14 protein-coding genes are annotated in these 17,624 nt (G+C 73.6%); 11 read left to right on the forward strand and 3 right to left on the reverse strand.

The window, feature by feature from the left end; genetic code table 11:
- The first annotated feature begins 106 nt into the window (after positions 1 to 106).
- The 3 genes from OG439_RS20865 to OG439_RS20875 all read left to right on the forward strand — a co-directional run bounded on the left by OG439_RS20865 (position 107) and on the right by OG439_RS20875 (position 3,418).
- Positions 107 to 1,690 carry an alkaline phosphatase D family protein gene (locus tag OG439_RS20865; protein WP_326951034.1) on the forward strand — a complete coding sequence of 528 codons (1,584 nt, stop codon included), beginning with the start codon at positions 107 to 109 and terminating at the stop codon, positions 1,688 to 1,690.
- 111 nt (positions 1,691 to 1,801) lie between these two features.
- Positions 1,802 to 2,638, forward strand: coding sequence for a helix-turn-helix transcriptional regulator (locus tag OG439_RS20870; protein ID WP_326951035.1), 837 nt, complete (start codon positions 1,802 to 1,804; stop codon positions 2,636 to 2,638).
- Positions 2,639 to 2,698: 60 nt separating this feature from the next.
- The gene (locus tag OG439_RS20875; protein ID WP_326951036.1) at positions 2,699 to 3,418 is read left to right on the forward strand and encodes an SDR family oxidoreductase; all 720 of its coding nucleotides are present in this window, start codon (positions 2,699 to 2,701) and stop codon (positions 3,416 to 3,418) included.
- On the opposite strand, the gene OG439_RS20880 is transcribed toward OG439_RS20875, so the two are convergent.
- Positions 3,415 to 4,071, reverse strand: coding sequence for a histidine phosphatase family protein (locus tag OG439_RS20880; RefSeq protein ID WP_326951037.1), 657 nt, complete (start codon positions 4,069 to 4,071; stop codon positions 3,415 to 3,417). The two genes, OG439_RS20875 and OG439_RS20880, sit on opposite strands and share 4 nt — an antisense overlap.
- A gap of 81 nt (positions 4,072 to 4,152) precedes the next feature.
- On the opposite strand from OG439_RS20880, the gene OG439_RS20885 reads away from it, so the two are divergent.
- Entirely contained in the window at positions 4,153 to 5,361 is a 1,209-nt protein-coding gene (locus tag OG439_RS20885; protein WP_326951038.1) for a PP2C family protein-serine/threonine phosphatase, read from the forward strand.
- Between the two features lie 6 nt (positions 5,362 to 5,367).
- On the opposite strand, the gene OG439_RS20890 is transcribed toward OG439_RS20885, so the two are convergent.
- On the reverse strand, positions 5,368 to 5,682 hold the full coding sequence (locus OG439_RS20890) for an STAS domain-containing protein (protein ID WP_326951039.1): 315 nt from the start codon (positions 5,680 to 5,682) through the stop codon (positions 5,368 to 5,370).
- A gap of 233 nt (positions 5,683 to 5,915) precedes the next feature.
- On the opposite strand from OG439_RS20890, the gene OG439_RS20895 reads away from it, so the two are divergent.
- From OG439_RS20895 to OG439_RS20920, 6 genes are all read left to right on the forward strand, one after another.
- Positions 5,916 to 6,269: an STAS domain-containing protein gene (locus OG439_RS20895; RefSeq protein WP_326951040.1), complete on the forward strand. Its 354-nt coding sequence runs from the start codon at positions 5,916 to 5,918 to the stop codon at positions 6,267 to 6,269.
- Positions 6,269 to 7,654, forward strand: coding sequence for a PP2C family protein-serine/threonine phosphatase (locus OG439_RS20900; RefSeq protein WP_326951041.1), 1,386 nt, complete (start codon positions 6,269 to 6,271; stop codon positions 7,652 to 7,654). Before OG439_RS20895 ends, OG439_RS20900 begins: the two co-directional genes overlap by 1 nt.
- A complete protein-coding gene (locus tag OG439_RS20905; RefSeq protein WP_326951042.1) occupies positions 7,651 to 8,076 on the forward strand; it encodes an ATP-binding protein in 426 nt (141 codons plus the stop codon). Before OG439_RS20900 ends, OG439_RS20905 begins: the two co-directional genes overlap by 4 nt.
- Before the next feature lie 69 nt (positions 8,077 to 8,145).
- On the forward strand, positions 8,146 to 12,234 hold the full coding sequence (locus tag OG439_RS20910) for a SpoIIE family protein phosphatase (protein WP_326951043.1): 4,089 nt from the start codon (positions 8,146 to 8,148) through the stop codon (positions 12,232 to 12,234).
- Entirely contained in the window at positions 12,231 to 12,533 is a 303-nt protein-coding gene (locus tag OG439_RS20915; protein ID WP_247053708.1) for an STAS domain-containing protein, read from the forward strand. The genes OG439_RS20910 and OG439_RS20915 overlap by 4 nt, the downstream gene beginning before the upstream one ends.
- Before the next feature lie 255 nt (positions 12,534 to 12,788).
- Complete coding sequence (locus OG439_RS20920; protein WP_326951044.1) at positions 12,789 to 13,520, forward strand: GAF and ANTAR domain-containing protein; 732 nt, start codon at positions 12,789 to 12,791, stop codon at positions 13,518 to 13,520.
- Between the two features lie 21 nt (positions 13,521 to 13,541).
- Here OG439_RS20920 and OG439_RS20925 read toward each other — a convergent pair whose 3' ends face one another.
- A complete protein-coding gene (locus tag OG439_RS20925; protein ID WP_326951045.1) occupies positions 13,542 to 13,952 on the reverse strand; it encodes an ATP-binding protein in 411 nt (136 codons plus the stop codon).
- 123 nt (positions 13,953 to 14,075) lie between these two features.
- Between OG439_RS20925 and OG439_RS20930 the strand changes: the two genes are divergently transcribed.
- Positions 14,076 to 17,345 carry a glucodextranase DOMON-like domain-containing protein gene (locus OG439_RS20930; RefSeq protein ID WP_326951046.1) on the forward strand — a complete coding sequence of 1,090 codons (3,270 nt, stop codon included), beginning with the start codon at positions 14,076 to 14,078 and terminating at the stop codon, positions 17,343 to 17,345.
- Positions 17,346 to 17,624 lie beyond the last annotated feature (279 nt).

Raw genomic sequence — 17,624 nt, forward strand, 5'->3', positions numbered from 1 at the left:
TCGCGCCCCGGAACCGGTCAACGACTATCGGTATGTTTCGGGGGCTTTCGCACCACCCACTGCGTGCCGGACGGCCGGGACGACGCGGTTCTGGAAGGATCGCCGGATGACCGCGCTGCTGCTGGGCCCGCTCCTCCGGCACGTCGACGCCACGTCGGCGACGATCTGGGTCGAGACGGACGGCCCGTGCGAGGTCGGCGCCGGCGACGCGACCGCCCGGACCTTCGAGGTCTCCGGCCACCACTACGCGCTGGTCGTGCTCACCGGCCTCGAACCGGCGAAGAGCACGCCGTACGAGGTCCGGCTCGACGGCGACGTCGTCTGGCCCGAACCCGGCGGTGACCTGCCGCCGAGCCGGATCCGCACGCTCTCCCCCGACGACTCCCGGTTCCGGCTGGTGTTCGGCTCGTGCCGCAAGCTGCGCGAGCAGGACGCCCTCGGGCAGGACGCGCTCGCCGCGTACGCCCGCCGGATGGCCAAGCTCGCCGAGGAGGAGTGGCCGGAGTCGCTGGTGCTGCTCGGCGACCAGGTCTACGCCGACGAAACCACCGACGACACGCAGAAGTGGCTCGCGAGCCGTCGTGACACCTCGCAGCCACCCGGCTCCGAGGTGGCCGACTTCGAGGAGTACTGCCACCTCTACTCCGAGGCCTGGTCCGACCCGGCCGTGCGCTGGCTGCTGTCCACGCTGCCGACGTCGATGATCTTCGACGACCACGACGTCCGCGACGACTGGAACACCTCGCAGGCCTGGCGGGCGGAGATGGCCGCCACGTCGTGGTGGCCCGAGCGCATCCGCGGCGCGCTGGTGTCGTACTGGATCTACCAGCACCTGGGCAACCTCGGCCCGGAGGAGCTCGCCGGCGACAAGCTCTTCCAGCAGGTCGGCTCGTCCGGCACGGACAACGCGGAACTGCTGCGCGAGTTCGCCGACCGCGCCGACCGGGAGGCCGACGGCGCCAAGGGCACGCGCTGGTCCTACCGGCGCGACTTCGGCCCGGTCCGGCTGCTCGTGATCGACTCGCGGGCCGGGCGCATCCTCGAAGGGGGTGTGCGGTCGATGATCGGCGAGGACGAGTTCCACTGGATCGAGGAGCAGGCCGGCGGCGACGTCGACCACCTGCTGATCGGCACGTCGCTGCCGTGGCTGCTGCCGACCGCGCTGTCCTTCGCGCAGTCGATCAACGAACGCGCGTGCACCCGGCCGGGCGTGCGCGGCAAGGCCGCCGAGTGGTTCCGGCAGTTCGCCGACCTCGAGCACTGGCCGGCGTTCCGCGAGTCGTTCGACCGGCTGGCGAAGCTCATCGCCCGGGTCGCCGACGACGGCGCGGCCTCGGTCAACGTGCTCTCCGGCGACGTCCACCACGCCTACGTCGCGCGGGCCCGGTTCCCGCGTGCACCGGCCGCGCCGGTGCACCAGCTCACCTGCTCGCCGATGCACAACACCGTGCCGTGGTACATGAACCGGGTGTTCCGGCTCGGCTGGTCCCGGCGGCTGACCGGGCTGATGGGGTGGCTCGCGCGCCGCTCCGGCGTCCGGCCCACGGACCTGACGTGGGACTGCGTTTCGGGGCCGCACTTCGGCAACGCCGTGATGACGCTGGACGTCGACGGGCGCACTGCGTGGGCGACGATGCAGCGGACGACGGACGACGGCCTCGTCGACGGGCCGTCGATCCGCCTCACCTGAGGGTGGGTGCGGCGCGGCCACTCACCCCCGCCTGATCCGGGTTAGCCTCGGTTCGTGGCTGAAGAGAAGCCAGCGGAGCGAAGCTCCTCCGTTGAGGGTGGCGGCGGGGGCATGGATGGAAACGTACTCGGGGAGTTCCTCCGGGCCCGCCGTGCGCAGGTCAGTCCGGAGGAGCTGGGCATGCCCGGCGGCCGCGGGCGGCGCGTCGCGGGCCTGCGCCGGGAAGAGGTCGCGCTGCTGGCCGGCGTCAGCACCGACTACTACGTCCGGCTGGAACAGGGCCGCGAACGGCACCCGTCGGAGCAGGTGCTCGACGCGCTGGCCAGCGCCCTGGTGCTCGACGACGACGCCACCGCCCACCTCCACCGGCTGGCCCGCCCGGCGGCCCGTCGGCGCGCCCGGCGGCGTGAGCAGGTCAGCCCGAACCTGGTCCGCCTGATGGCGGGCTGGCCGGCGACCCCCGCGGTGGTCCTCGGCCGGTGCCTCACCGTGCTGGCGCACAACACGCTGGGCCGGGCGTTGTTCGACGGCCACACCCACAGCGGCGACCTGGTCCGGCTGGTGTTCCTCGACCCGGACGCCCGCTCGTTCTACCCGGACTGGGAGCGCGTGGCGGCCAACACGGTCGGCGGTCTGCGCGCGGCCGCCGGGATCGACCCCGACGACCCGCTGCTGATCGAGACGGTCGGCGAGCTGTCGGTCAAGAGCGAGGCGTTCCGCAGGCTGTGGGCGCGCCACGACATCCGGCAGAAGACCCACGAGACCAAGCGGTTCCACCACCGGCTGGTCGGCGACCTGACGCTGAGCTACGAGGCGCTGACGGTGAACAGCGCGCCCGGGCAGCAGCTGGTCGTCTACCAAGCGGAGCCGGGCAGCCCGTCGGAGGCGGCGTTGTCGTTGCTGGGCAGCCTGACCGCCGAAAGCACGCCGGAGAACGTCAACCGCTAAGCGTCTTCCACATTGGACAGTCTATTTCGTGCTGCCCGAAAACCCTGGAAAGGAACGTCAGTGAAGATCGTCCTCATCACCGGGGCCAGCAGCGGCATCGGCCACGCCACCGCCGTGCGGCTGGCCGCCGAAGGCCACCACGTCGTGCTCGGGGCCCGGCGGAAGGACCGCCTCGACGCCCTCGCCGCGGAGATCCGGGCGGCGGGCGGGCGCGCCGACGTGCACAGCCTGGACGTCACCGACCGCGCCGACGTCGCCGCGTTCGCCGACGCGGCCGTGCGCGACCACGGCCGGATCGACGTGTTCGTCGCCAACGCCGGCGTGATGCCGTTGTCCCGTTTGGATTCCTTGCACGTCGAGGAGTGGGACCGGATGCTCGACGTCAACGTCCGCGGCCTGCTCAACGGGATCGCCGCGACGCTGCCGCACTTCGAGCGGCAAGGCGGCGGCCACTTCGTGACGATCGCCTCGACGGGCGCGTACGAGGTGGTGCCGACGGCGGCGGTGTACTGCGCCACGAAGTACGCGGCGCGCGCGATCACCGAAGGCCTGCGCCTGGAGTCCGACCCGAGCCTGCGCGTCACGACGATCTCGCCGGGCGTCGTGGAGTCCGAGCTGGCCGACACGATCACCGAGCCGGGCGCGAAGGAGGCGATGGTCGCCTACCGCGCGCACGCGATGCCGCCGGACGCCATCGCCGGCGCGATCTCGTACGCCATCGGGCAGCCGGACGGCGTCGACGTCAACGAGCTCGTGGTCCGGCCCACCGCCCAGCGCTAAGTCCGCTGCGCCAGCACCATCGTGAAGCCGCCGTCGCGGTCGCGTTCCCAGGTCGTCAGCGAGCCGTTGGGGACCGCCGTGGCGGCGGCCGCGCGCATGAGGTCCGGTTCCGGCAGGCCCTCCAGCAGGTACCGGAGGGCGAACACCGTCATCTCGTGCGCGCTCAGCAGGACCCGCGCGCCCGGCCGCTCGGCACTCAGCTCGGCGAGCAGGGAGCGCACCCGCAGCACGACGTCCGCCCAGGACTCGCCGCCCGGGGGCCGGTAGTAGAACCGGCCGAGCCGCCGCTTGCGCCGGGCCTCGTCGGGCCAGCGCTCGCGGACGCCGTGTGAGGTCAGCAGATCCAGGACGCCGAGCTCGCGATCGCGCAGCCGCTCGTCGGGCACGATCGCCACCCCGGCCGGCGCGGCCAGCTTGGCGGTGTCCCAGGCGCGGCGGTAGGTCGAGGTGACCACGACGTCCGGCCGGTGCCCGGCGAGCAGCTCCCCCGCCGCCGCGGCCTGGTCCCGTCCCGGCCCGGTCAGGGGCACGTCGGCGTCGCGCTCGGCGAGGTCGATCACGTCGGCGCCCGCCGTCTCCGCCACCTCCCGGGCGACGTTCCCGGTGCTCTCGCCGTGCCGCAGCACACCCACCCATTCCAGGTCGACTTTCACGCGCGGCTGGTACCCCCGGCGACCCACCCGCGAAACCCGGGATGGTTAGGCGCGCCAACAACGTCCGGCTAGGGTCGGTCCATGTCGCGGAGCCTCGACGCCCAGGACCGGCTGCAGCTGCTGGAGACGATCATCGGTGCCCCCGCCGGCCACCTCGGCCTGACCGAGCTGCTCACCGCGACCCTGGACCGCGTCCGCGAGGTGCTGAAGGTCGACACCGCGACCGTGCTGCGCTACCAGCCGGGCGGGCAGCAGCTCGTGGCGATCGCGGCCGCGGGCATCGAGGAAGAGGTCCACCAGGGCGTGCGTGTGCCGGTCGGCACCGGGTTCGCCGGGCGGGTGGCCCAGGACCGCACGCCCGTCGCCCTCGACCACGTCGACGAGACCACCGTCGTGAACTCCCTGCTGTGGGAACGCGGCCTGCACGCCATGCTCGGCGTGCCGATGATCACCGGCAGCGAGCTGGTCGGCGTCCTGCACGTCGGATCCGTGCGGCCGCGCGGGTTCTCCGAGGCCGAGGTCGGCACCCTGCAGCTGCTCGCCGACCGCCTCGCCATGGCAATCCAGGTGGAGGCGCTCGAGGAAAACCGCACCGCCACCATGGCCCTGCAGCGCAGCCTGCTGCCGGACCGGCTGCCCGAACTGCCCGGTCTCGGCTTCGCCGCCCGGTACGTGCCCGGCGCGGAGGCCGGGCTCGGCGGCGACTGGTACGACCTGTTCCCGCTGCCGGGCGACCGGCTCGGCGTCGTGATGGGCGACGTCTCCGGGCACGGGCTCGAGGCGGCCGTGATCATGGGCCGGCTGCGCAGCGCCCTGCGCGCCTACGCCCTCGACTGCGACGACCCGGCCGAGACGCTCGGCAAGCTCGACCGCAAGGCCAACCACTTCGAGCACGGAGCGATGGCCACCGTCGCCTACGGGATCATCGATCCGCCGCGGGAGACGCTGACGCTGTCGCTGGCCGGGCACCTGCCGCCGGTGCTGGCGCGCCCGGGCGAGCCGGGCGCGCTCGTCACGGCGCCGCCGGACCCGCCGATCGGCCTGACCATCGGGCACCCCGACCGGCGGACCACGGTCGTCACCCTGCCGCCGGGCGGGGTGCTGGTGTTCTACACCGACGGGCTCGTCGAGCGCCGGGACCGGGCGGTGGACGCCGGCATGACCGACCTCGCGGCCACCGTGCGGGCCGGGGAGCCCGAGCGCGTCTGCGCGCAGCTGATGGCGGCGATGATCGGCTCCCGGCCGGCGCAGGACGACGTCGCCCTGCTCGTGGTCCACCGCCACGCCTGAGGCGGCTCAGGAAGCCGTCAGCGCCGCCTCCCGGGTCGGGAACAGCGAAAGGCTGTCCTCGAGGCCGGTCAGCTGGATCGGCCGCAGGGTGGCGCGGCCGGTCGCGACGATCCGCACAGTGGTGCCCGCCGCGGAGTTGCGGTGGATCATCAGCAGCGCGGTCAGCCCCGGCGAAGCCAGGAACTCGACGCGGCTCAGGTCCACCACGAGCAGTCTCGGTACCGCGGCGAGCGCTTCGTCCGCCGCCTGGACCAGCGCGGGCGCCGTCGTCGTGTCGACGTCCCCGGCGACCTCGAGCACCACCGCGCCGTCCTGCTCCATTCGGGCGATCCTGAACTCGCCGAATGGCACAGCAGCCGGGGAGCCTTCAGTGTGGGTGTTCTCGGTCATGTGTCTCTCCCGCCCTCGGCGCCGCCGCCGGGACGTCCGGCGGGCGCGCTTGATCACGAAGGCTGTCTGCTCAACCGTGACCAATCATGCCCGCCGCACCGCGGCTGTGCCGTTTCAGCACCCACGGGTTTGCCTCGCGCGCGCGAACGGGCAGGATGGTGACCATGGCCGAACCGGACGTGGGTGCCGCGGGCACCGTCGTCCTGGAGCACCGCGACGGCGCGGCGGTGCTCCGGGTGAGCGGCGCCCTCGACCTCGCTCTCGCGCCGAAGCTGCGGCAGTTCGCCGACCGCGCTTCCCGGCAGCAACCGGCGGTGCTGGTCATCGACCTGACCGACGTCACCTTCCTGGCCTCGGCCGGGATGGCCGAGCTCGTGCGGGCCCACCGCGGCGACTCCGGCTCCGCCCCGCTGCGCGTGGTGGCGAACGGCCGGATCACGCTGCGCCCGCTGCAGCTGACGCGGCTGACCGACGAGCTCGCCATCTTCCCGTCGCTCACCGACGCACTGAGTCCCTGATGTCCCCGCCCCCCGTCGACGCAGTCCTCGACGCCGTGCGCCGGGCCTTCGTCGACGGGGCGGACGAACCGGCCGTGACCGAGGCCGTCGCCGCCGCCGTGCGGGCCGCCACCGCGGACCTCGTGGACACGGTGGCGCGGCTGCAGGGCGACGCCGCGGTGATCGACGCGCTGCACTCGGTCGGCCGGCGGCTGACCGCCCAGCTGGACCTCGGCCGGATCGTGCAGGACGCGACCGACGCCGCCACGAAGGCGACCGGCGCGGACTTCGGCGCGTTCTTCTACAACCTCGTCAACGATGTCGGCGAGTCGTACACCCTCTACACGCTCTCGGGCGTGCCGCGGGCGGCGTTCGAGCGGTTCCCGATGCCGCGCAACACCGCGGTGTTCGGCCCGACCTTCGACGGCACCGGCACCGTCCGCAGCCCCGACATCACCGCGGACCCGCGGTTCGGGCAGAACGCGCCCCACCACGGGATGCCCGAGGGACACCTGCCCGTGCGCAGCTACCTGGCGGTCTCGGCGATCAGCCCGACCACCGGCGAGGTGCTGGGCGGGTTCTTCTTCGGCCACCCCGGCTCCGCCCGGTTCACCGAGCGGCACGAGTACCTCGCCGAGGGCATCGCCGGCTACACGGCCATCGCGCTGGACAACGCCCGCCTCTACGAGCGCGAGCGCACCCTCGTCACCGAACTGTCCCGCAGCATGCTGCCGGTCGTCCCGGACCTGCCCGGCCTCGACGTCCTCACCCGGTACCTGCCCGCGGCCACCGGGACGAAGATCGGCGGCGACTGGTTCGACGTGATCCGGCTCCCCTCCGGCGCGACCGCGTTCGTGATCGGCGACGTCGTCGGCCACGGCGTCACCGCCGCGACCGTGATGGGCCAGGTCCGGACGGCGATCCGCTGTTACGCGCAGCTGGAGCTGACGCCGTCGGAAGTGCTGCGCAACGTCTCCGAGCTGACGGCCGGGCTGTTCGGCGGGAGCTTCGTCACGTGCTTCTACGCGGTCCTCCACCCGGACGGCACGCTGAGCTTCGCGAACGCCGGGCACCTGCCGGCGATCCTGATCCGGCCCGGTGCCCCGGTGGAGCAGCTCGGCGAGGCGATGGCGCAGCCGCTGGGTGTCGGCTCGGCGTTCCCCGAAGACACCACCACGTTCCCGCCGGGCACCGACCTGGTGCTCTACACCGACGGCCTGGTCGAGAGCCGCACCCGCGACCTCACCCTGGGCATCGAGTGGCTGCTGGCCGGGATCCCGGGCCTGCTGGCCGCGACCGACCTCGAAGCGGCGTGGGACACCCTCGTCGACGAGCTCACGCACGGGCGCCACGACGACGACATCGCGCTGATCCACGTGCGTCACCGCGGAGAGGACCGCCCATGACGGAACCCGTCCCCCCGGGCGCACCTCCCTCCCCGACCTTGTTCCAGCGCCGCACGGTCGCGCTCGCCGACCGGCTGCCGGAGCTGCGCGAAGCACTGGCCGGCTGGGTGCGCGCGCTCGGCCTGGGCACCGAACGCGCGGAGGACGTCGTCCTCGCCGGCTACGAAGCGATGGCCAACTCCGCCGAACACGCCTACCGCGACCAGGAAGCCGGCTACGTCGACGTCCGGGCCGAGGCGTTCGCGGGCGGGCTGACCGTCACCGTCACGGACTACGGCGACTGGCGCACGCCGGTGCCCACCAACGGGTTGCGCGGCCGCGGGTTGCTGCTCATCGACAGCCTCACCGACCAGTGCGCCCAGGTCCACCGCGAGGACGGCACGACGATCACGATGACCTGGCGGACCGACCCGGCGAGCTGAGCCCGCACGGATCAGCGCGGCCCCCGGCACCCCGGTAGGCTTCTTCCGGAGCCCAGATCCGGGAGAGAGATGACCGCCGCTGACGAGTCCGGCCCCGGTGCCGTCATCCCCGGGACCAGCCGGATGGCGACGCGGATGCGGGAGTTCGACTGGGCGTCCTCACCGCTGGGCCCGCCGGAGGGCTGGCCGCCGAGCCTGACGACGGCGGTGCGGATCTGCCTGACCTCCCGCTTCCCGATGATCGTCTGGTGGGGACCGGACCTGCGGTTCCTCTACAACGACGCCTACCTGCCGCTGCTCGGCACCAAGCACCCGGCGCTCGACAAGCCGGGTGAGCGGGTCTGGACCGAGATCTGGCACATCATCGGGCCGATGCTGGCCGGGGTGATGGAGACCGGCGAGGCGACCTGGTCCGAGGACATGCTGCTGCCGGTCAACCGGCACGGCTACTGGGAAGAGACGTACTGGACGTACTCCTACAGCCCGCTGCACGACGACAACGGCGCGGTGCAGGCCGTGTTCACCGCCTGCACGGACAGCACCGAGCGCGTGATCGGCGAGCGCCGGCTCGCCGCGCTGCGCGAGCTGGGCGCGCGAGCCGGGATCGCCCGCACCGTCACGGAAGCCTGCGAGCTGGTGACCGACGTACTGGGCCGCGCCGGGGCCGACGTCCCGTACGCCGCGATCCACGTCCGCCGCCCGGGCACCGATGACCTCACCCTCGCCGCCGTGACGCCCGGCGGCTCCGGGGACGCGGAGGGCTGGCCACTGGCGGAAGTCCTCGCCGACGGCGTCCCGCGCGTCGTGTCCGGGCTGACCGGGAAGTTCGGCGAGCTGCCGGCGGGCGGCTGGTCCACCGCGCCCGCCGAGGCGGTGGTGCTGCCGCTGCCCGGCGCCGCGGACACCCCGGCCACCGGGGTGATCGTGCTCGCGGCGAGCGGCGGGCACGCCGTCGACGAGAACTACCGGACGTTCCTCGGCCTGGTCGCCCAGCAGACCACGGCGCTGGTCAACGGCGCCGTCGCCTTCCAGGTGCAGCAGGAGCGCGCCGAGGAGCTGGCCGCGCTGGACGTCGCGAAGACGACGTTCTTCTCCAACGTCAGCCACGAGTTCCGCACGCCGCTCACCCTGATCCTGGGGCCGGCGGCCGAACTGCGGGAGACGCTCGCCGGCGCCGGCGAAGCGGTGCGCGAAGAGATCGACGTCATCCACCGCAACGCCGTGCGCCTCGGGCGGCTGGTGAACAACCTGCTCGACTTCTCCCGGATCGAGGCGGGCCGGATGCAGGCGCGCTTCGAGCCGGTCGACCTCGCGGAGTTCACCGCGGAGCTGGCGAGTGTGTTCCGCGCCGCCGTCGAGCGGGCCGGGCTGGCGTTCGAGGTCGACTGCGAGCCCGTCGGCGAGCCGGTGCACGTGGACCGCGGGATGTGGGAGAAGGTCGTCCTCAACCTGCTGTCCAACGCGGTCAAGTACACCTTCGACGGCACGGTCCGGGTGTCGGCCGGGCGCGACGGCGAGCACGCCGAGGTGCGGGTGAGCGACACGGGCATCGGCATCGCCGCCGACGAGATGCCCCGGCTGTTCGAGCGGTTCCACCGCATCCCCTCGGCGCGGGCGCGGTCGAACGAGGGCAGCGGGATCGGCCTGGCCCTGGTGCGCGAGCTGGTCGGCATCCACGGCGGCGCCATCACCGCGGACAGCACGCCCGGCGCCGGCACGACGTTCCGCATCCGGCTGCCGCTGGGCACCGGGCACCTGCCCGCCGAGCAGGTCGCCACCGGGCCGGTTCAGGGCGGGATCGCCGCGGAGGCCGTCGAGCCGTTCGTGGCGGAAACCCTGCGCTGGCTGCCGGGACCGGACGACGGCCCCGCGGCCGAGGTCGTCCCGTCCGGGCTCACCGGGGCGCGGGTGCTGGTCGCCGACGACAACACCGACATGCGCGAGTACCTCGCCCGGCTGCTGCGCGACGAGTACGCCGTGACGTCGGTGCGCGACGGCGTCGAGGCGTTCGCCGCCGCGGCCGCCGACCCGCCGGACCTGATCATCAGCGACGTGATGATGCCGCGGCTGGACGGGCTGGCCCTGCTGGCGGAACTGCGCGGCGACCCGCGCACGGCCGCCGTCCCGGTGCTCCTGCTCTCCGCGCGGGCCGGGCAGGAGGCCGCGGTCGACGGGCTGGCCGCCGGCGCCGACGACTACCTCGTGAAGCCGTTCTCCGCGCGGGAACTGCTCGCCCGGGTACGCACGACCATCCGGCTGGCCCGGCTGCGGACGCAGCACACGCGCTGGCGCGCGGCGATGATCGACTCGCTGCAGGAGGGCTTCTTCGTCGGCGACGCCGACGGGCGGATCGTGGAGATCAACGCCGCGTTCACCGAGCTGCTGGGTTACGGCGCGGACGGGCTGCCCTACGCCCAGCCGTTCCCCTGGCTGCCCGCCGCGGACACCGATCCCGAAGGGCACCGGCTGGTGCTCGACGCCCTCGCCCGGGCCAAGGCCGAGCCCACCGGCAGTTTCGTGCTGCCGATGCGGCACCGCGACGGCCACCGGGTCTGGGCCGCGACCGCGTACAACGAGCTGAACGACGACGAAGGCCGGCGCCGCCTCGTCGGCACGATCCGCGACGTCACCGCCGAGCGCTACGCCGTGCAGCGGGAAGCCGCGCTCGCGGCGATGAACCAGCGCCTCACCGGGGAAAGCGGCGTCCCGGCCGTGCTCGGCGCCGCCGTGGACCTGCTGCGCGACCTGTGGCGGGCCGACCGCGTGCTCGCCGTCACCTGGCCGCGGATCGGCGAACCGGGGCTCACCTCCACCGACCCCGGCGACCGCCGGTGGGCCGACCTCGACTCCTCCGTGCGCACGACGCTCGACCGCATCCGCTCGCTGCCCGCGTTGCACGCGGCGACGGCGGGCGCGGCCGCCGGCACCACCCTCGACCACCCCGACGGGCAGCTGACGCTCTGGGTGGAGCCCGCGGCCGGGCGGCCGCTCGGCACCGAGGACCAGACGCTGCTGGCGTTGCTGGCCGGCACCCTCGCGCACGCCCTGCGCCGCGCGCACCGCGACGACCGGCAGCGCGAGGTCGCCCTCGCGCTGCAACGCTCGATCCTCGGCCCCGCCCGGCTTCCCGAGGGGTTCGCGGTGCGCTACGAGCCGGCGACCCCGCCCCTGGAGGTCGGCGGCGACTGGTACGACGTGATCACCCTCGACGACGACCGCATCGGCATCGTGGTCGGCGACTGCGTCGGCCGCGGTCTGCCCGCGGCGGCCGTGATGGGCCAGCTGCGCAGCGCCTGCCGGGCGTTGCTGCTCGAGGCCAGCAGCCCGTCGCACACCCTCACCACGCTGGACCGCTTCGCCGCCCAAGTGCCGGATGCCTTGTGCACCACCGTGTTCTGCGGTGTCCTCGACCCCGCCACCGGCACCCTCACCTACAGCAGCGCCGGGCACCCGCCCGCGACCCTGATCCACCCGGACGGCACGGCCGAGTCCCTCGACGCGGGCGGCAGCGTCCCGCTCGCGGTTCGCGTCCCCGGAGCCCGGCCCGAAGCCACGGCGGTCGTCCCGATCGGCTCGCTGCTCATGCTGTACACCGACGGGCTCGTCGAACGCCGCCGCGAGTCGCTCGACGACGGCATCGACCGCGCGACCGGCGTCGCCCACCGCGCGCACGACGCCGAGCTGACCGACCTGGCGAGCACGCTGATGACCTCGCTGCGGCCGGCCGACGGCTACGAGGACGACGTCGCCCTGCTGCTCTACCGCCGGACCGTGCCGCCGTTGACGATGGAGTTCGCGGCGCACCCGGACAGCCTCGCCGCGACCCGGCACTGGCTGCGGGCGTGGCTGGCCACCGCGGAGCTCGACCCGGACCTCGCGCAGGACGTGCTGGTCGCCGCGGGCGAGGCCTGCGCGAACGCGGTCGAACACGCCTACGTGGACGGCGACGGCGCGAACCCGCACCTGTCCGCGAGCCTCAGCGGCGCCCGGCTGGTCGTGACGATCACCGACCGCGGGCACTGGAAGCAGCCGCCGCCGGACAACCACGTGCTGCGCGGGCGGGGCATGCCGATGATGAAGGCGCTGGCCGACGCGGTCACGGTCCGCCACGACCCTGAGGGCACCACCGTCACCTTGGAATGGAGAATCGGTTCGTGACGACGGCACTCACCCTGGTCCCCGGTCCCGATGACGCGGGAGATCGGACACTCACCGTGACCGGCGAGATCGACATGAGCAACGCCGCCGAGTTCGGCTCGGCGCTCGATCGCGAGCTGGCGGCGGGCGGCACCGTCACGGTGGACCTCACCGGCGTGACCTACCTCGACAGCGCCGGCGTCGCGGTGCTGTTCGATCGGGCCGGCTCCCACGACCTGCGGCTGGTGGCCCCGCGGCTGCTCGGCCGGGTGCTGCGGGTGTCGGGGCTCACCAGGGTCGCCGAGGTCACGATCCGCTGAGCCCGGTTGGGATCGGGCCCGCTGGGGTACGCGTGGGGCAGTGACGGCTGGATGTGTGGGTGGCACTGCCGGCGGTCGCCAGGTGGCGTCCCGGCAGCCAACCCACGGTGTTCAGCAGTGAGCTCCGGGCCGGTGCCACCGCCGTACCGGGCCCAGAGTTGCGGAGGACGCGACCGGCGCGGGTAGGGTTTCGCCGTTCCGTTGAAGCAGCAGCGGTTCGAGACCTGACCGCAGCGGCCCGGACGGAGTTGAGCAGTGACCGGTGCGCCGATCCCCGCCGAGGACCTCGACGAGCTGACCGCCGCCATGGCGGATCTCACGGGTGCTCTGGAGACCGAATCCGCCGAAGAGATCCTCCAGGCCGTCTGCGCGGAGGCCATCCGGGCCATCCCGGGCGCCGACATGGCCAGCATCACCGCGATCCGCGACGGCGAGCCGACGACCGCGGCCGCCACCGACGACCGCGCCGTCGACATCGACCACGTCCAGTACGCGGCCGGTGAGGGCCCGTGCCTGCAGGCGGCGTCGTCCGGCGAGATCGTCCGGGTGCCGCTCGCCACGGCCGGGCGGGTGTGGCCGGAGTTCACCGAGTACGCCGGGAGCGTCGGCGTCGGCAGCTACCTCGCCGCGCCACTGCGGGTCGACGAGCACCTCGGCGGCGCGCTGAACCTCTTCGGCTTCGGCGACCACGGGTTCGCCGAGACCGACTCCCAGCTGCTGAAGCTCTACACCACGATCGTCACGTTCGGCCTGCGCACCACGCGGCGCTACCACCAGGCGCGGCAGCGGGCCACCGAGCTCGAGGCCGCGATGAGATCGCGGGCGGTGATCGAGCAGGCCAAGGGCATCCTGATGGCCGTGCACCGGATCTCCGCCGACGAAGCCATGAAGCGCCTCATCACGGAGTCCCAGCGCACCAACGTGAAGCTGCGGGACATCGCGGCCCGGTTCGTCGCCGAGCTGTCCGACGGCGCGACGCCGGGCTGACGGCGTCCGGTCCTCCGCCGCTCAGGCGCTGCGGCGGACCGGGAACGGCCAGGTCAGCGTCATGACCGTGCCGTCGTCGGTCGAGCGCAGGTCGAGCCCGTCGACCAATGCCTGGATCAGCCGCAGCCCGCGGCCGCGGCCGGCCTGCTCCTCCAGGGCCTGCCAGCTGCCCCGGTCGGCGATCGTGACGATCAGGACCCGGTCGTCGATCCGCGCCCGGACGTCGATCTCGCCGGGCCGGCCCCCGTAGGCGTGGTCCAGCACGTTGGCCATCGCCTCCCAGCAGGCCAGGACGATCTCGTCGGCCTGACGGCCCACCTCGTCGCCGGCTCTTCTGCGCAGCCACGACATGAGATGGCGGCGCAGACCCGGCAACGTGCGCGGGGTGATCGTGCCGCGGTAGTTCCATCCATCCGATCCGTGCTCTTCCATATTCACCTCCTCGGGGGACTGTGGGTTTGCTACCCACCCGTGCGGGTTCTCAACCAACGGTCACCGCGACCGGGCGGCCGTTCGGCCCTGGTGCGGCGCGAACGGGCGTGATCCGATGTGCGGATGACTCGGTCGACGTCGTCCGTGGTGCTCTGCGCGGTGCTGGCCGCCGCCACCTTCCTGCCCGTGCCCGCAGCCTCGGCGGCCGGCGATCCCGGTCCGGGCGCCGTCTCGCACTTCGGCCTGGCCCGCAAGGACTGCCTGGGCACCGCGCGGAACACGACCAGCAAGGCGTGGTTCACCGTCGCGAACGGCGTGCTCTCCGACGTCTACGCGCCGGTGATCGACAACACGAACGTCGAGACGCTGCAGTTCGCCGTCACCGACGGGCGCAGCTTCACCGACCTGCAGGCGCGCGACATGACCTACACGGTCCGGACCAGCGCGGGCGGGATGGCCTGCGAGGTGACGTCGACCCCGCGCAGCGGCAAGTACCGGCTGGTCACCGAGTACCTGGCCGACCCGGCGCGCACCGGCGTGCTGATCCGGACCCGCCTCGAGCCGCTGCGCGACTCCGGCCGGGACCTGAAGGTCTACGTGCGGTTCGACGCGAGCGTCAACGGCAACGGCGGTGGTGGGGAGACCAACGGCGGCGGAGACACCGCCACGGTCGACGCGGCGACGACCGCGCTGGTCAGCGCCGACACGAACACCGTCTCGAGCGCGCCGGCCCGCGACTACGGCACGCCGCTGGCCGCCGCCCTGCGCGCGGACCGCAGGTTCTTGAGCACCGGCAGTGGTTTCGCCGGCACCGCCGGTGACGGACTGGCCCAGCTGGACCGCGCCCACCGGCTCACCGACCCGACGTCGACGGCCGCGAACGGCAACGTCGTGCAGACCGCGCAGCTGGACCTGGCCCCGCGCCGCCCGGCCGTGCTGGCGCTGGGCTTCGGCACGGACGCGCGGGCGGCCGTCGCGACGGCCGGGGCGAGCCTGCGCACGCCGTTCGACCAGAGCTACCGCGACTACGCGCGCGGCTGGCAGAACTACGACAACGGGCTGACCCCGTTGCGCGGCAAGGACTCGGACGCCTACTACCAGTCGGCCAACGTCCTGAAGGCCAGCGAGGACAAAACGTTCCCGGGCGCGGTGGTGGCGTCGCTCGGCAGCCCGTGGGGCCAAGCGGTGTCCGCGGGCGACGCGCCCGGCGGCAAGCCCGTGTACTTCGGCTCCTACCGCGAGATCTTCGCCCGCGACCTCTACGAAAGCTTCTCCGGCCTGCTCGCCGCGGGCGACCGCGACACGGCGCGGGCTAGCGTGCGCTGGCTGTTCTCCCGCCAGCAGCAGCCGGACGGCCGGTTCCCGCGCAACTCCCTGCTCAACGGCAAGAAAGCGCCGGACTCCGGCGGTGACCAGCTCGACGAAAGCGCGTACCCGATCCTGATGGCGCTGCAGGCCGGGCTCGACCGCGACCGGACGCTCTACACCGGCCACATCCGCGCGGCCGCCGACTTCGTCGTCGCGCACGGGCCGTCGTTCGGCTCCGAGCGCTGGGAAGAGCAGGGCGGCTACTCCCCCTCGACGATCGCCGCGGAGATCGCCGGGCTCGTCGCGGCCGGCGTGATCGCCGACCACAACGGCGACCCGGCGCGCGCCCGCGTCTACCGGGCCACCGCCGACCAGTTCCAGCGCAGCATCAAGGGCTGGACCGTGACGTCGAACGGCCCGTACGGCGGCCGCTACTTCCTGCGGCTGACCAAGAACGGCGACCCGAACTCGGAGTACTTCTACAACCTGGGCAACGGTTCGGTGGACGCCGACCAGCGCGCGGTCGTCGACGCCGGGTTCCTCGAGCTGACCCGCCTCGGCGTGCTGCCGGCGACCGACCCCGACGTCACCGCGTCGCTGGCCGTCGTCGACCGCGTGATCAAGCGGGACACCCCGGCCGGGCCGGGCTGGTACCGCTACGGCACGTCGGCGCCGGGCAGCGAGGACGGCTACGGCGACTGCTACGAGCCCGACCCGACTAACTGCGCCCCGACCGGGACGCCGTGGCCGACGACCAACACCGGGTCCGGGCACCTCTGGCCGGTGCTCGCGGGCGAACGCGGCGAGCAGGCCGTCCAGACCGGCGACCGCGCGGGCGCGGCCACGTTGCTGCGCGCGATGCGCGCCCAGACCGGCGGGACCGGCCTGATCCCCGAGCAGATCTGGGAGAACCCGGCGGTCCCGGCGTCGCCGTACGGCACCGACCCGCGGACGGCGTCCATCGGGTTCACGCCGGGCCAGTCGGTCGGCTCGGTCGCCCCGCTGAGCTGGGCGCAGTCCCAGTCGGTGCGCCTGGCCCGGGCCGTCGCGGACGGCAAGCTGCCCGAGCAGCCCGCCGACGTCCGCGCCCGGTACGTCACCCACGCCCCGCCCGCGGCCTTGACGGTCACCCTGGACGCACCGGCGTCGGTCTCGACCGCGACGGCCGCGGTGATCGGCACCGCGCCTGCGGGCAGCCAGGTCGACCTGGCTGTCTCGGCCACCGACGCCGGGACGACCACGGTGCTCTCGGTGCGGGCTTCGGCCACGGGAACCTTCGCCGCGACGGTGCCGACCCCGCTGGGCGCGAACGTCGTCACCGCAACGGCCACGGGTGCCGGCACGGGCTACGCGCAGCGGACGATCAGCTCGGACTTCGTCACGGGCACGGTCCTGCTGGACCAGACCGACCCGGACGGCGACGACAACGGCCCGGGCACGTACACCTACCCGACCGCGACGGACTTCCACGCGGGCGCGTTCGACCTGCAGCGGTTCCAGGTCATCGACTCGGGCACCAACCTGGTGTTCCGCGCCCAGGTCCGCGACCTCACGCCGACGTTCGGATCACCGCTGGGCGCCCAGCTGCTGACGATCTACGCCCACGACCCGGCCGCGACGACCACCTCGACCGCAGCTCCGTTCCCGAGCCGGGCGTACACGATCGCACCGGCCGACGCGTGGAGCAGGCGCCTGGAAGTCCAAGGCTTCGCCGACCCGTCACTGGTCGACGCTTCGGGCGCCGCGCTGGCGACACCCTCGGTCCAGGCGTCGCAGGCGACGCGCTACATCACGGTCAGCGTGGCGAAGTCGGCGTTCGGAACGCCGGGCGCGGGCTGGACGTTCGCGGCGGTCCTCACCGGCCAGGATGGCAACTCCCCCGACCAGGCGAGGCCGTTCACCCCGACGGCGGGCCAGTACACGTTCGGCCTGTGCGCGGCGGGCGGCACGGCCCCGGTGTGCACCGCCGACCCGGCCACGGCACCGAAGGCCCTGGACGTCCTGACCCCGGCAGGAGTCGACCAGACGACCGAACTGGACCCGACCCGCGGCCCGGTCACGGTGCGCGGCGTGCCGGTGGGCTGACCGGCCGGGTTCGGACCGGCTGTGCGGTGGTCCCCGTCGCGATGGTGTGGACGGGGTCTGCCTGCCGTCCAAACGTGCGAGGGCCTGTCCACCGGGCGAAGCGCCCGCCAGCGCCACCGGCGGGGCCGGACCACGCCCGCCAGCGCCCCCAAGAAGGCCGAGCCACGCCCGCAAATGTCACCGGCGAAGCCGGGCCACGCTCACCAACGTCACCGACGACGCTAGACCGTGCCCGCCAGCACCGCCGACAGGGCTGAGCTGCCTCCCCAGTGCCGCTGG

Origin of the sequence: Amycolatopsis sp. NBC_01307 (assembly GCF_035975215.1) — a bacterium.
GTDB lineage: Bacteria > Actinomycetota > Actinomycetes > Mycobacteriales > Pseudonocardiaceae > Amycolatopsis.